Genomic DNA, 13644 nt, shown 5'->3' with positions numbered 1-13644 from the left:
AAAGCCCCTGTTTCAGGGGCTTTTTTTTGCCTGTCATCCGCTCGTGCCGAGGATATTACTTATGGCTAACCCCCTCTATCGAAAGAATATTATCTCAATTAATGACCTGAACCGTGATGAACTGGAGCTGGTTTTAGCCACTGCTGCACGGCTGAAGGCTTCGCCACAACCTGAGCTGTTAAAGCACAAGGTGATTGCCAGCTGTTTTTTTGAAGCGTCGACACGTACCCGTCTCTCTTTTGAAACGGCGATCCACCGGCTGGGGGCTTCTGTGGTCGGCTTTTCTGACGGCGGTAATACTTCGCTGGGCAAAAAAGGTGAAACACTGGCCGATACGATTTCGGTGATCAGCACCTATGTGGATGCCATCGTCATGCGCCATCCACAGGAAGGTGCCGCCCGGCTGGCCACCGAATTTGCCGGTGATATTCCGGTGCTGAATGCCGGCGACGGTGCAAACCAGCACCCGACCCAGACATTACTCGACCTGTTCACCATCAGTGAAACCCAGCAGCGGCTGGATAACCTGAATATTGCTATGGTGGGTGACCTGAAATATGGGCGGACCGTTCATTCCCTGACCCAGGCCCTGGCCAAATTCAGCAATAACCGCTTCTTCTTTATTGCGCCGGAAGCTCTGACCATGCCTGCGTACATTACTGACCTGCTCGACGAAAAGGGCATCAGCTGGTCGCGCCACGCTTCCATTGAAGAAGTGACCCCGCAGACAGATATTTTATATATGACCCGGGTCCAGAAAGAGCGTCTGGACCCTTCCGAATATGCCAACGTAAAAGCCCAGTTTATCCTGCGGGCGGCCGACCTGACCGGCGCCCGTGAAACGATGAAGGTGCTGCATCCTTTGCCCCGCGTGGATGAAATTGATACCGACGTCGATTCGACCCCCTATGCCTGGTACTTCCGCCAGGCCGGGAATGGTATCTATGCCCGCCAGGCATTACTGGCTCTGGTGTTAAATGAAGAACTCACTGCATAACGGGGGAACAGACAGATGACTCAGGATAATAAATTACAGGTTGAAGCCATCAAATGTGGCACCGTCATTGACCATATTCCGGCCCGTGTCGGCTTCCGGTTACTCTCGCTGTTCCGCCTGACAGAAACCGATCAGCGTATTACCATTGGCCTTAACCTGCCTTCCGGCGAAATGCAGCAGAAAGACCTGATTAAAATCGAAAATACCTTTCTGACAGAAGAACAGATCAACCAGCTGGCGCTCTATGCCCCGCATGCCACCGTTAACCGTATCGACAATTATGACGTGGTCGCCAAAAGAGTGCCGGAATTACCTGAGCGGATAGAGCGGGTTCTGAGCTGTCCGAACAGTAACTGCATCAGTCATAACGAACCGGTCAGCTCCTCTTTTACGGTGCGTCAGCGCCCACAGGACATCATGCTGACCTGCAAATACTGTGAAAAAGAATTTGCCCGTCATGTCGTGATGGGACACTGGTAATCACCATTCACCCTTTTATAATGGGGACGCATCCGCCTGAGGGCTGAGTCGTCCTCGTATATTCATTAAGGAGAAGTTATGTCCCGCGTCATCAGTACCGAAAATGCACCGGCTGCTATCGGCCCGTATGTACAGGCTGTCGATCTCGGCAATATGATCATTACTTCCGGCCAGATCCCGGTTGATCCGAAAACCGGTGAGGTTCCTGAGGATGTTACCGCTCAGACCCGCCAGTCTCTGGCAAACGTGAAAGCCATTATTGAAGAAGCCGGGCTGACCGTGGGCGATATCGTAAAAACCACCGTCTTCGTCAAAGACTTAAACGATTTCACCACCGTTAATGCCGCCTATGAAGCCTTCTTTACTGAGAATCAGTCCGGCTTTCCTGCGCGCTCGTGCGTGGAAGTCGCTCGTCTGCCTAAAGACGTAAAAATCGAAATTGAAGCGATCGCCGTTCGTCGCTGATACCAATAGCGGCTCCTCCGGGAGCCGTTTCCGCACGTAATTGCCCGCCGTTATCCCCCCAGCGACCGTTCCGTCCCCCGGTTTTGCCTTTTTCCGCTTCTTTGTTCTGAATCAAATTTCGATCACTTATTTCGCTGAAAATACCACATATAGTATCTAGAATTACTTGCAGCACAATATATGGGTGATTCTGATGAATACTATCGTTGTAAAACGGGACGGTTGTAAAGTGCCCTTCTGCCGTCAACGCATTATGAATGCTATCGGGGCCGCAGCCAGTGCCGCCGGAGTGACCGATGCCGCGTATTGTGAGCAGATGACCGGCCAGGTCTGCGCGGCGTTACGGCAGAACCACGAGCTGGACATCGGTCGGATACAGCAAGTGGTAGAAGATACGCTGATGACCGGCCCATGGCCGGATGTGGCCCGCTGCTATATTGAATATCGTCATGACAGAGACACCCGCCGTGAACAGCGCAGTCAGCTCTACCGGGAGATCCGCGGGTTAATTGAACAGACCAACACCTCTCTGCTGAACGAAAATGCCAATAAAGACAGTAAAGTGATCCCGACGCAGCGGGACTTACTGGCAGGGATCGTCGCCAGACACTATGCACGGCAACATATTCTGCCGGCACCGATCATGCAGGCGCATGATCGCGGAGACATCCATTATCACGATCTGGATTACTCCCCGTTTTTCCCGATGTTCAACTGCATGCTGATTGACCTGGAAGGGATGCTGACCCGGGGATTTAAAATGGGGAATGCCGATATTGCCCCGCCCAAATCCATTGCCACGGCAACCGCCGTCACCGCACAAATCATCGCTCAGGTCGCCAGCCATATCTATGGCGGTACCACGATTAATCGTATCGATGAAGTGCTCGCGCCCTATGTGGAAGCCAGCCTGCAACGTCACCGGGATACGGGCCGGGAATGGCAGGTTGCCGATGTTGAAGCCTATGCTGAGGCCAGGACACGTAAAGAGTGTTATGACGCGTTTCAGGCACTGGAATATGAAGTGAATACCCTACACACCGCAAACGGCCAGACGCCGTTTGTGACTTTCGGTTTCGGACTGGGGACATCTGCTGCCTCCCGCATGATCCAGACGGCGATTTTACAGAACCGCCTCGCCGGGCTGGGCAGTAATCGTAAAACCGCGGTGTTCCCGAAACTGGTGTTTGCCATCCGCGACGGGATCAACCATCGGCCCGGAGACTGTAACTACGATATTAAACAGCTGGCGCTGGAATGTGCCAGCCAGCGGATGTACCCGGATATCCTGAATTACGATCAGGTGGTAAAAATTACCGGATCCTTTAAGACGCCGATGGGTTGCCGGAGTTTTCTGGGCGTTTATGAGGAAGAAGGCCGGCAGATCCACGAAGGACGAAACAATATTGGTGTGGTCAGCCTGAATCTCCCGCGGATCGCCCTGCAGGCGGCAGGCGATGAGACGCGCTTCTGGTCACTGCTCGACGAACGGCTGGAGATCGCCCGGCAGGCGTTACTGACCCGTATCAGCCGGCTGGAGAATACCTGTGCCCGGGTTGCACCGATACTTTATATGGAAGGGGCCTGTGGTGTCCGCCTCAATGCGGATGACAAGGTCGGCCCGATCTTCCGTCACGGCCGGGCCTCGATCTCCCTGGGATTCATCGGCCTGCATGAAACGATTAACGCCCTGAAAGGTCAGCAGCAGCATCTGTTTGATTCCGCAGAGTTACAGCAGACAGCGCTGGCGATAGTCAGCCGGTTACGCGCGGCGACCGACCGCTGGAAGGCCGAAACCGGGTACGGGTTCAGTCTTTACAGCACACCGAGTGAAAATCTGTGTGATCGTTTCTGCCGGCTGGATACTGCTGAGTTCGGTGTCATCCCGGGGGTCACCGATAAGGGCTATTACACCAACAGTTTTCATCTGGATGTGGAAAAGGCCGCCAGCCCTTACGATAAAATTGATTTTGAAGCCCCCTATCCGGCCCTCTCTGACGGCGGTTTCATCTGCTATGGGGAGTATCCCAACCTGCGCCATAACCTGAAAGCCCTGGAAGATGTCTGGGACTACAGCTATTCCCGAATCCCTTATTACGGCACCAATACCCCGATCGATGAATGTTATACCTGCGGTTTTAAAGGCGAGTTTAGCTGTACCAGTAAAGGATTTACCTGTCCGCAATGCGGCAATCATGATCCGGCCAGAGTGTCGGTCACCCGGCGGGTGTGCGGTTACCTGGGCAGTCCCGATGCCCGCCCCTTTAATCACGGAAAACAGGAAGAAGTCAGACGCCGGGTAAAACATATGCCCGACGGACTGGCCTGACCCCGCCATGAATTATCATCGCTACTATCCGCTGGATGTGGTCAACGGACCGGGGACCCGCTGTACCCTGTTTGTCGCGGGCTGTGAACATCATTGCCGGGGATGCTATAACCAGTCCACATGGCGGGTGGATTCCGGACAACCGTTTACCCGGCAGGAGGAGGACAGGATCATCACGGACCTTAACGACACGCGTATCCCCCGTCAGGGATTGTCCTTATCCGGCGGCGATCCGCTCCACCCGGCCAATGTCACTGCCGTGTTGCAACTGGTAAGGCGCGTGGTCAGTGAATGTCCGGAAAAAGATATCTGGCTATGGACCGGATACTCTTTTCAATGGCTGACCGCCGCCCAGCGCGAAGTTACACGGCACATTCATGTGCTGGTGGATGGTCCCTTCGTAGAATCTGAAAAAGATCTGTCGCTCAAATGGCGCGGCAGCCGGAATCAGCGGATCTGGTATCTGCGTCAGGCACGGTAACCCTGACGGTCCGGAGCTCTCCGGGCCGTCAGCGGAGCTTTCAGCGTACACTTTCCCGGCGAGCCAGGGGCTTTCCGGCACGGGAACGGGAGTTCAGGTAATTACCGCACGGGATTTCGACATATTTATGCAGTAACCAGCCACAGAACACACTGGCAATGATTGCAAGTAACAGTAACAGTAAGGCTGTCGGGGTAGTAAATTTCTCTCCGCCGGTCCAGCGTTTAAGCAACATCAGAAGGGTAAAGTGGATCATATAAAACCCGAAGGAGATATCGCCCAGCCATTGCATCACCGGCCAGTTCAGAAATGAGGTCTTACCGTTTATATCGCCGACCGTCAGAGATCCCAGTAATAAGACCAGCGGGAGTAACATCACGAGGTTAAAACTGAACTGAAAAGGAACATATAAATCAATAATATAGCCAATAACCACCAGCGAAAAACTGACGCCGGTACTGATGCGGATAAAATAGCCTTCAAGAATAATTCGGGACAGTACCAGGCCAATCACGAATTCAAATATCCGGGTGATTGGCAATGTGTAGGAAAGCCAGAACTGGGTTTCACCGATAGGAAACGGCCAGCCGGAGAGCAGCGGTTCATTATGTGTAAAGTAATAGATAACGAACTGGCTGATAATCATCCCGGCATAACAGAGAAAAACCGTGGTCCAGAGTTTGTCTGCCGGCAGTGCTTTTACCCAGCGGAATACGATCGGGAAAAGAAAATAAAACAGAACAATGGCACCGAGGAACCAGCTGGGGGTATTCCCGCCGATATAATTTTCCACCCTCGGGATCCAGGCCTGCACCAGCAGGAAATTAGGCCCCCAGATATCCGGGCGATGAATACTGACCACGCCACAAACCAGCGCGATCACCATCACGACCACATTCATCGGATAGATTTTTGCCAGCCGCCGACGGTAAAAGCGTAGCGGATGATCGACCGGCCGGGATGACCAGCCCATCACAAAACCGCTGAGAATAAAAAACAGGGAAACGCTGACCCAGCCGGAAATACTAAAGATAAAGGAATACAGGTCACTGACACGCGGGCTGGCAAAGGGTGCCATTATAGCCCCGAGTGAAGAGTGGAAAAAAAATACCCCGATAGCCGCGATAAAGCGGATACCGTTCAGGGAAGTCAGATTGGGCAACATACCCTTTTCGTTACGCTGAACAATATGGTGCGCGGTCGATGGATGAGATGGTTGTATCGGTGATGTGTCATTGTGCATATATCCCCCGTGTAAAACAGAAACCGTTAGCTAACACGCTAATTTTAATAAATTAAATTAATGTGTATGGTGGACTGGTTATCTCATGCAGGTGAGGAGCTTTAACGCGTTTATCTGACAGTGATTCCCTGTGATGGCTCCGTAATATTCACGGCGGAACGGATATTCACTTTTCTGCTGCCGGCCTTCACTATGATCCGTCAGGGCCGTTAATTGCAAGCGAAATTGATTAAATAAATTAACATTTAATATGAATATTTTTTATTTATCACCCCGGGCAGGTATTCAGCTCACCGGGCATTAACGCCGGATCAAGGCAGGCATCAGCCCGTGAAAAGGGCGGTCGGCGGGAGGGAATGGCGTCCTGCGGACGCCGAAAAAGGGATTCAGGAGGTGCGGGACCAGTGGATTTTTTTCCCGAAGCCCAGCGTATTATCGGTCATCTTCAGTTCATCCAGCCGGATTTCCCATAACGGGGCTTTCATCGCGCGGGCAATCGGAAAGTGTTGCTGATAGCAGGCCAGTGCCTGCTTCTCCCGCTCCCCTTCCGGCTGGAATATCTCTCCGGCATACTGGATGCCCTGGATCTTCATCACCGTGCTGGCGGGCGTGGTCACCGTACCTGCAACGCGGGCGTTAAGGCGCATTAACTCACCGTGACGGGTGGTCTCCTCTGTCATCAGCCAGAACGCAATGCCGGTTTCATCCAGAACATAAAAGCAATTGGCTGCCCATAAGGTGTCACCGCTACCGGTACAAAGCGTCAGCACATGGTGTTTTTTCAGATAGTTAAGACAGTGGTTCAGGTCCGACATAGACATCCTCTGATGATCAAATCATGACATTCTCAGACATTGCACGCTACACTGCCCGCTCTTCACCGAACAGGATAATGATCAGGATGGAAAATCGCTGGTTTTTGTACATGGTACAAACAGCCTCCGGTGCGTTGTACACCGGGATTACGACCGACGTCGCACGGCGATTTTTACAACATCAGCGCGGTACAGGTGCGAGGGCGTTACGGGGCAAAGGTCCGCTGACGCTGGTATTTCAGAGCCCTGCCGGAGACCGGTCACAGGCATCAAAGCTGGAATACCAGGTGAAGCAACGGACCCGGGCGGATAAGCTGTTACTGGTCAGTGACCAGCCTGCCGATCTGCCCTGCTGGCTTACCCGTCACCCGTAAAAGGGTGTGGAAAGCTGTAATTCGCCGGCTTCATCCCCGACCGGGTCGTTCGCCAGCGGGTAAATAAGCAACGTCTGCTGCCGGTTATCGGCCGGCGACTGATAATGCAGTTTTTCACTTGGCCGGAACCCGACCTGTGTCAGACAGGCCAGGCTTTCTCTGGCGAGAACGGCACCATAACCAAACTCATTCAGGGTATCCAGGGCCTCCCGGACCAGTTGTTCATCCAGTGCCTGTGACCGGCAGGCGGCATCGATAGCCAGCGGGGAAAGTACCACCCAGCCTTTATCTTCTCCTGCCAGCGTGACCGGGCTGAATGCCGCATATCCCAGAATCTGGCCTTCATCATCGGTCGCCACCATTCCCAGAGTCAGTAACCCCTGCTCACGTAGCTGTCTGACCCGCTCCGCTTCCTGCTCGGAGCCGAAGCAGTTTTTTAATAAACGGTCGATGCCTGGCGCATCAATACCAATTTCAGTCCGGATTAGCATGAGTTCTCTTCGCGCACCGTTATTACGCTGGCGTCCTGTGTCATTCCTGCTTCTGTAAATGCAGCCAGATGCTGCAACCCTTTAAGTAGTATCGGTGGCATCGCGTCGGGTTCGATAGCATCCATCAGGTTTTTTACTGCCAAGCCTAATTCTGTATCGCCTTCCACCACCAGCCGACGCTGAAAGAATAACATATCCGGGTCTTTCCGGCCTGCCGCGAGTAAAATCAAATCGTTGGTATCCGCGCGAAACCAGACATCGGCCTCCTGCCCGTCGGTGATCATGATCCGCTGGTTTTCCAGTGTCATCACCCACTTCAGCCGCAGGTCACGGATCTCGATCCCCAGCCGGCGCTGCTGCAGAAAGTCAATCTCGCCGGCCGCGATCAGCTGCTGATATTGCCAGTTAATCAGTTGTCGTAACAGGACCTTTTTACAGGAGAAAGGCACCCGTCCCAGAGGCCAGGCCAGGAGCTTCGGCATTTCACTGACCAGATGATGATGTAATCGCTGCAGCATATTTTTCCTTAAATCGATGACAGGGAGACTGCGGCTATTTTAACTGTCGCTGCGACGATTTTTGTGATTAACCCGCCATACACTGCCCTGCATCAACTTTTCGGTGGATAAATTTTTCTACACTTTTATCCCTGATATTTACAGGGAGAACACTATGGAACTGTTGTGCCCGGCGGGGAATTTACCTGCGTTGAAAGCCGCTGCTGATAACGGGGCGGATGCGGTCTATGTCGGCCTGAAAGATGATACTAATGCCCGCCATTTTACCGGGCTTAATTTCACCCCTGTCCGGCTGAAAGAAGCGGCCCGGTATCTGCACCAGCGAAAGAAAAAGCTGCATGTTGCGGTCAACACGTTCGCCCACCCTGAAGGCTTCGCTCGCTGGAAACAGGCGATTGATATCGCCGCAGACAGCGGTGCGGATGCACTGATCCTCGCCGACCCTGCCTTGCTCGATTACGCCTGTACCCGCCACCCGACCCTGGAGCGACACTTATCGGTTCAGGCGTCGGCCACCAATACCGAAGCCATTCTCTTCTATCAACGAGAGTTCGCGGTTCATCGTGTGGTCTTGCCGCGCGTGCTGTCTTTACACCAGGTCCGGCAACTGGCGCGCGAAACCACCGTCCCGCTCGAAGTCTTTGCCTTCGGAAGCCTGTGTATTATGGCTGAAGGGCGTTGCTATCTGTCCTCATGGATGACCGGTGAATCCCCGAACACCGCTGGCGCCTGCTCGCCGGCCAGATTTGTGCGCTGGCAAACCACGACGCAAGGCATGGAGGCCAGGCTCAACGAAGTGCTGATCGATTGTTATCCGCCGCACGAAAATGCAGGCTATCCCACCCTCTGCAAAGGACGCTATCAGGTCGGGGGGCAGTGTTACCACGTACTGGAAGAACCCACGAGTCTGAATACGCTGGCCCTGCTGCCGGAACTGCAAAAGATGGGGATTGTCTCGGTGAAAATTGAAGGGCGACAGCGCAGCCCCGCCTATGTCAGGCAGGTAGCGAGCGTCTGGCGGCAGGCCATCGATCACTGCCGGACATCGCCGGCGACCTTTAATGTTGACCCGCGCTGGATGCAGCAACTGGGAGAGCTTGCGGAAGGTACGCAAACCACTCTGGGTGCACTGCACCGCCAATGGCAATAGGAAACGATCATGAAATATTCGCTCGGGCCGGTGCTGTGGTACTGGCCGACAGAAAAACTGAATACCTTTTACCGGCAGGCCGCCGGCAGTGATGCGGACATTATCTATCTGGGGGAAACGGTCTGCAGTAAACGCCGTGCGACGTCATTTGCGCAATGGATGGAAATGGCAAGGCCCCTGGCAGCCGCAGGAAAACAGGTCGTTCTCAGTACGCTGGCCTTATTACAGTCGCCGTCTGAGCTGAAAGAGCTGAGACGCTATGTGGATAACGGTGAATTCATGGTGGAAGCCTGTGATATGGGCACCGTGAATCTGGCCGCTACCCACCGGTTACCCTTTGTCGCTGGTCCGGCACTGAACATCTATAACGCTGCCAGCCTGAAGATACTGCTAAAACAGGGCATGGTGCGCTGGTGTATGCCGGTAGAACTTTCCCGCGACTGGCTGACCGCATTACTGGAAGCGTGTGAGCGTGACGGCTTCCGGGATCGGTTTGAAGTGGAGGTTTTCGGTTACGGTCATCTGCCGCTGGCCCTGTCGGCACGCTGCTTTACGGCGCGTTCAGAAAATCGTGATAAAGACCATTGTGAAACTTGCTGTCTGCGCTATCCGCAGGGTCGTGAAGTACTGTCACGGGAAGGACAGCCGGTCTTTGTACTGAATGGTATCCAGACCCTCAGCAGTTATTGCTACCATCTGGGCAATGAGCAATCCGCCATGCAGTCGCTGGTCGATGTGCTGCGGATATCGCCTCAGGATACAGAGACTCCGGCCTTAATCCACGAATTTCGCCGTAATCAGCAGGCAGAGATGCCGTTCACGCTGGATAAACGGACTCACTGTAATGGCTACTGGCATAATATCGAGGGGATGGCACTGGAGACGAGCATCGGGGCACAATCCGCGTAGGTATTCGCCACCGAAAGACGCTACATTCAGGGGGATGCTTTCAGCATCGCCCTGCTGGCGACTGCCAGGTGCTTCGGTATGATAAAGGTATACTTATGTCCTGTCTCAAACCCTTTAAGCTCTCTGTATTAGATCTCGCCCCGGTGCCGGCGCAGTCCTCCGTGCAGGCTGCCTTCAGCAACTCACTGGCATTAGTGAAATATGCGGAATCCGCGGGATTTCACCGCTACTGGCTGGCCGAACACCATAATATGACCGGCATTGCCAGTGCGGCCACCTCAGTACTGATTGGATATCTGGCGGCCAACACCACACATCTGCGGCTGGGATCAGGCGGTGTGATGCTCCCTAACCATTCCCCGCTGGTGATAGCTGAACAGTTCGGAACCCTGGCAACACTCTACCCCGGACGAATTGATCTCGGGATAGGCCGGGCGCCCGGGTCAGACCAGCGCACCATGATGGCCTTACGCCGGCATCTGTCGGGCAGCCATGAAGAAAGTTTCCCGCAGGATATTGAACAGCTTATCCGCTGGTTTGATGCGCCGGCAGGCAGCCATTTTGACGTCCAGCCGGTGCCGGGTGTCGGGTTACAGATTCCGGTATGGTTATTAGGCTCCAGCCTCTATAGCGCACAACTTGCTGCGCAGCTGGGCCTGCCCTTTGCTTTTGCCTCGCATTTCGCCCCGGATATGCTCGCCGACGCGCTCACGCTGTACCGTGAAAAATTCAGGCCGTCCTCACGACTGGCTGAACCGTATGTGATTATCGGGGTGAATGTGATTGCCGCGGAAAGTAAGGCCAGAGCACGCTTCCTGTTTACCTCCCAGCAACAGCAGTTTATTAACCTGCGCCGCGGTATGCCAGGCCCTCTGCCTGAGCCGGTAGAAACCATGGATCCGCTGTGGTCTCCGGCAGAAAAATATGGCGTGGAGCGGGCATTAGGGATGTCGCTGGTCGGCGATCAGCAGTCGGTGGCGCAGGGAATGGCTGCCTTACAGCAGCAATATCAGGCCGATGAGATCATCGTTAACGGTCAGATTTTTGACCCTGATTCCAGAATTTATTCCTTCTCTCTGGCGATGGCGGCGGCACAGTCACTGATGCAGTAATGCAGTGATGCAGTAATGCAGTGATGCAGTAATGATGTGATGCAGTAATGATGTGATGCAGTAATGATGTGATGCAGTAATGATGTGATGCAGTAATGATGTGATGTGATGTGATGTGATGTGATCCGGTCAGGCAGTCAGGCAGTCAGGCAGTCAGGCAGTCAGGCAGTCAGGCAGTCAGGCAGTCAGGCAGTCAGGCAGTCAGGCAGTCAGGCAGTCAGGCAGTCAGGCAGTCAGGCAGTCAGTCAGGCAGTCAGGCAGTCAGGCAGTCAGGCAGTCAGGCAGAGATTTTCGGACACCGTTAAAAAAAAAGCGAGGGGATAATCCCCTCGCTTTTTTTATTCAGCATGGCGGGCAAATTCAGAGTGCTCTCCTTATCTGCCCGTCCTGCGGATTAGTACTCGCGACGACGCGGAGCCGGTGCTGCACCGTCTTCACGACGCGGACCACGGCCTTCACGGTTACCGCTGAAAGAACCACGGCCACCTTCACGACGGTCTGAGAAACGACGTCCGCCGCCCTCACGACCACCTTCACGACCGCCGTCACGGCCACCACGACGTGGTTCACGGGACTGTGGCTGTGCATCACCAATCAGTTGCATATTCATCGGTTTGTTCAGAATACGCGTCTTGGTGAAGTGCTGCAGGATTTCACCCGGCATACCTTTCGGTAATTCGATCGTTGAGTGAGTACCGAACAGTTTGATGTTACCAATGTAACGGCTGCTGATATCACCTTCGTTGGCGATAGCACCAACAATGTGACGTACTTCAACACCATCATCACGGCCAACTTCAATGCGGTACATCTGCATATCACCCACATCACGACGTTCGCGACGCGGACGGTCACCGCCATCACGTTCACGGTTACCACGACGATCGTCACGGCCACCACGGTCGCTACGCTCATCACGGTCACGGAATTCGCGACGCGCAGGACGAGGTGCATCAGCAGGAACGATCAGCGGACGTTCGCCCTGAGCCATTTTCAGCAGTGCTGCGGCCAGAGTTTCCATATCCAGATCTTCCTGAGGAGATAATTTCTCCAGCAGTGCACGGTACTGATCCAGATCGCTGCTTTCCAGCTGCTGCTGAACACGTTCAGCAAATTTCGCCTGACGACGGGTACTCAGCAGTTCCGCATTCGGCAGTTCAACTTCAGGGATAGTCAGCTTCATGGTGCGTTCGATGTTACGCAGCAGACGACGCTCGCGGTTCTCTACGAACAACAGCGCACGACCGGTACGACCTGCACGACCGGTACGGCCGATACGGTGAACGTAAGATTCAGCATCCAGCGGGATATCATAGTTAACGACCAGGCTGATACGCTCAACATCCAGACCACGTGCAGCAACGTCTGTCGCAATCAGGATATCCAGGCGACCATCTTTCAGGCGCTCCAGGGTCTGCTCACGCAGTGACTGGTTCATATCACCGTTCAGGGCAGCACTGCTGTAGCCGTTACGCTCCAGCGTTTCTGCGACTTCCAGCGTGGCATTCTTGGTACGAACGAAGATGATTGCCGCATCGAAATCTTCGGCTTCCAGAAAACGAACCAGAGCATCACTCTTACGGCCATAAGCAGTCCAGTAAGACTGGCTGATATCAGGGCGCGTGGTAACGCTTGACTGGATACGGACTTCCTGTGGATCTTTCATAAAGCGACGTGTGATGCGACGAATCGCTTCAGGCATCGTCGCAGAGAACAGCGCAGTCTGATGGCCTTCAGGGATCTGAGCCATAATCGTTTCTACGTCTTCGATGAAGCCCATGCGCAGCATTTCGTCAGCTTCATCCAGTACCAGACCACGCAGGTTGGAAAGATCCAGGGTACCGCGTTTCAGGTGGTCCAGCAGACGGCCAGGAGTACCCACAACAATCTGTGGTCCCTGACGCAGGGCGCGCAGCTGAACGTCATAACGCTGACCACCGTACAGGGCCAGGACGTTTACACCGCGCATGTGTTTGGAAAATTCATTACAGGCTTCGCCTACCTGTACCGCCAGCTCACGCGTTGGCGCCAGCACCAGGATCTGAGGTGCTTTCAGGGCAGGATCAATGTTGTTCAGCAATGGCAGAGAGAATGCCGCTGTTTTACCACTGCCGGTCTGAGCCATACCCAGGACATCACGACCTGCCAGCAGGTGTGGAATACAGGCCGCCTGGATTGGCGATGGTTTAACGTATCCCATGTCATTCAGCGCAGACAGGATAGATTCGTTAAGGCCCAGATCGGAAAAAGTGGTTTGAATATCAGTCATGTAGTACACGT

At 54.0% G+C, this 13644-nt stretch carries 14 protein-coding genes; 9 read left to right on the top strand and 5 right to left on the bottom strand.

Features of this window, described 5'->3' with window-relative positions; all coding sequences use genetic code 11:
* Positions 1 to 61 precede the first annotated feature (61 nt).
* The 5 genes from pyrB to nrdG all read left to right on the top strand — a co-directional run bounded on the left by pyrB (position 62) and on the right by nrdG (position 4752).
* The gene (gene pyrB / locus ABD035_RS05835; RefSeq protein WP_343868466.1) at positions 62 to 997 is read left to right on the top strand and encodes an aspartate carbamoyltransferase; all 936 of its coding nucleotides are present in this window, start codon (positions 62 to 64) and stop codon (positions 995 to 997) included.
* A gap of 15 nt (positions 998 to 1012) precedes the next feature.
* Positions 1013 to 1477, top strand: coding sequence for an aspartate carbamoyltransferase regulatory subunit (pyrI, locus tag ABD035_RS05830; protein ID WP_212714679.1), 465 nt, complete (start codon positions 1013 to 1015; stop codon positions 1475 to 1477).
* Between the two features lie 78 nt (positions 1478 to 1555).
* Entirely contained in the window at positions 1556 to 1942 is a 387-nt protein-coding gene (gene ridA, locus ABD035_RS05825) for a 2-iminobutanoate/2-iminopropanoate deaminase (protein ID WP_212714678.1), read from the top strand.
* 193 nt (positions 1943 to 2135) lie between these two features.
* Positions 2136 to 4271 (top strand): anaerobic ribonucleoside-triphosphate reductase, encoded by a 2136-nt coding sequence (gene nrdD, locus ABD035_RS05820; RefSeq protein ID WP_343868463.1) that lies wholly within the window; start codon positions 2136 to 2138, stop codon positions 4269 to 4271.
* A gap of 7 nt (positions 4272 to 4278) precedes the next feature.
* A complete protein-coding gene (nrdG, locus tag ABD035_RS05815; RefSeq protein ID WP_212714676.1) occupies positions 4279 to 4752 on the top strand; it encodes an anaerobic ribonucleoside-triphosphate reductase-activating protein in 474 nt (157 codons plus the stop codon).
* Between the two features lie 40 nt (positions 4753 to 4792).
* On the opposite strand, the gene ABD035_RS05810 is transcribed toward nrdG, so the two are convergent.
* Positions 4793 to 5995 carry an acyltransferase family protein gene (locus tag ABD035_RS05810; RefSeq protein ID WP_343868460.1) on the bottom strand — a complete coding sequence of 401 codons (1203 nt, stop codon included), beginning with the start codon at positions 5993 to 5995 and terminating at the stop codon, positions 4793 to 4795.
* A 386-nt stretch (positions 5996 to 6381) separates the two neighbouring features.
* Positions 6382 to 6810: a YhbP family protein gene (locus ABD035_RS05805; protein ID WP_343868458.1), complete on the bottom strand. Its 429-nt coding sequence runs from the start codon at positions 6808 to 6810 to the stop codon at positions 6382 to 6384.
* A gap of 86 nt (positions 6811 to 6896) precedes the next feature.
* On the opposite strand from ABD035_RS05805, the gene ABD035_RS05800 reads away from it, so the two are divergent.
* The gene (locus ABD035_RS05800) at positions 6897 to 7184 is read left to right on the top strand and encodes a GIY-YIG nuclease family protein (RefSeq protein WP_343868754.1); all 288 of its coding nucleotides are present in this window, start codon (positions 6897 to 6899) and stop codon (positions 7182 to 7184) included.
* Here the strand turns inward: ABD035_RS05800 and ABD035_RS05795 are convergent.
* Positions 7175 to 7675: a GNAT family N-acetyltransferase gene (locus ABD035_RS05795; RefSeq protein ID WP_212714673.1), complete on the bottom strand. Its 501-nt coding sequence runs from the start codon at positions 7673 to 7675 to the stop codon at positions 7175 to 7177. The two genes, ABD035_RS05800 and ABD035_RS05795, sit on opposite strands and share 10 nt — an antisense overlap.
* Entirely contained in the window at positions 7669 to 8193 is a 525-nt protein-coding gene (gene ubiT / locus ABD035_RS05790; protein WP_343868454.1) for a ubiquinone anaerobic biosynthesis accessory factor UbiT, read from the bottom strand. Before ubiT ends, ABD035_RS05795 begins: the two co-directional genes overlap by 7 nt.
* A gap of 154 nt (positions 8194 to 8347) precedes the next feature.
* On the opposite strand from ubiT, the gene ubiU reads away from it, so the two are divergent.
* The 3 genes from ubiU (at position 8348) to ABD035_RS05775 (ending at position 11364) form a co-directional block, all read left to right on the top strand.
* A complete protein-coding gene (ubiU, locus tag ABD035_RS05785) occupies positions 8348 to 9343 on the top strand; it encodes a ubiquinone anaerobic biosynthesis protein UbiU (protein WP_343868451.1) in 996 nt (331 codons plus the stop codon).
* A gap of 9 nt (positions 9344 to 9352) precedes the next feature.
* On the top strand, positions 9353 to 10252 hold the full coding sequence (locus ABD035_RS05780; RefSeq protein ID WP_343868448.1) for a U32 family peptidase: 900 nt from the start codon (positions 9353 to 9355) through the stop codon (positions 10250 to 10252).
* A gap of 95 nt (positions 10253 to 10347) precedes the next feature.
* Positions 10348 to 11364, top strand: a complete 1017-nt coding sequence (locus ABD035_RS05775) for a luciferase-like monooxygenase (protein ID WP_343868446.1) — start codon at positions 10348 to 10350, stop codon at positions 11362 to 11364.
* 394 nt (positions 11365 to 11758) lie between these two features.
* Here the strand turns inward: ABD035_RS05775 and ABD035_RS05770 are convergent, their stop codons facing one another.
* Positions 11759 to 13633, bottom strand: a complete 1875-nt coding sequence (locus tag ABD035_RS05770; RefSeq protein ID WP_343868444.1) for a DEAD/DEAH family ATP-dependent RNA helicase — start codon at positions 13631 to 13633, stop codon at positions 11759 to 11761.
* Between the last annotated feature and the right edge of the window lie 11 nt (positions 13634 to 13644).

This window comes from Tatumella terrea, assembly GCF_039523755.1.
GTDB classification, from domain to species: domain Bacteria; phylum Pseudomonadota; class Gammaproteobacteria; order Enterobacterales; family Enterobacteriaceae; genus Tatumella; species Tatumella terrea.
Note: the sequence above shows the minus strand (reverse complement) of the source record. Positions and strands in the feature narration are given on the sequence as shown.

What these genes read in the sequence shown, in the direction of transcription:
- pyrB (WP_343868466.1), top strand. Translation starts at nt 62, where the DNA reads ATGGCTAACCCCCTCTATCGAAAGAATATTATCTCAATTAATGACCTG.
- ridA (WP_212714678.1), top strand. Translation starts at nt 1,556, where the DNA reads ATGTCCCGCGTCATCAGTACCGAAAATGCACCGGCTGCTATCGGCCCG.
- ABD035_RS05795 (WP_212714673.1), bottom strand. Translation starts at nt 7,675, where the DNA reads ATGCTAATCCGGACTGAAATTGGTATTGATGCGCCAGGCATCGACCGT.
- ABD035_RS05780 (WP_343868448.1), top strand. Translation starts at nt 9,353, where the DNA reads ATGAAATATTCGCTCGGGCCGGTGCTGTGGTACTGGCCGACAGAAAAA.
- ABD035_RS05805 (WP_343868458.1), bottom strand. Translation starts at nt 6,810, where the DNA reads ATGTCGGACCTGAACCACTGTCTTAACTATCTGAAAAAACACCATGTG.
- ABD035_RS05775 (WP_343868446.1), top strand. Translation starts at nt 10,348, where the DNA reads ATGTCCTGTCTCAAACCCTTTAAGCTCTCTGTATTAGATCTCGCCCCG.
- ABD035_RS05800 (WP_343868754.1), top strand. Translation starts at nt 6,897, where the DNA reads ATGGAAAATCGCTGGTTTTTGTACATGGTACAAACAGCCTCCGGTGCG.
- pyrI (WP_212714679.1), top strand. Translation starts at nt 1,013, where the DNA reads ATGACTCAGGATAATAAATTACAGGTTGAAGCCATCAAATGTGGCACC.
- nrdG (WP_212714676.1), top strand. Translation starts at nt 4,279, where the DNA reads ATGAATTATCATCGCTACTATCCGCTGGATGTGGTCAACGGACCGGGG.
- nrdD (WP_343868463.1), top strand. Translation starts at nt 2,136, where the DNA reads ATGAATACTATCGTTGTAAAACGGGACGGTTGTAAAGTGCCCTTCTGC.
- ubiU (WP_343868451.1), top strand. Translation starts at nt 8,348, where the DNA reads ATGGAACTGTTGTGCCCGGCGGGGAATTTACCTGCGTTGAAAGCCGCT.
- ABD035_RS05770 (WP_343868444.1), bottom strand. Translation starts at nt 13,633, where the DNA reads ATGACTGATATTCAAACCACTTTTTCCGATCTGGGCCTTAACGAATCT.
- ubiT (WP_343868454.1), bottom strand. Translation starts at nt 8,193, where the DNA reads ATGCTGCAGCGATTACATCATCATCTGGTCAGTGAAATGCCGAAGCTC.
- ABD035_RS05810 (WP_343868460.1), bottom strand. Translation starts at nt 5,995, where the DNA reads ATGCACAATGACACATCACCGATACAACCATCTCATCCATCGACCGCG.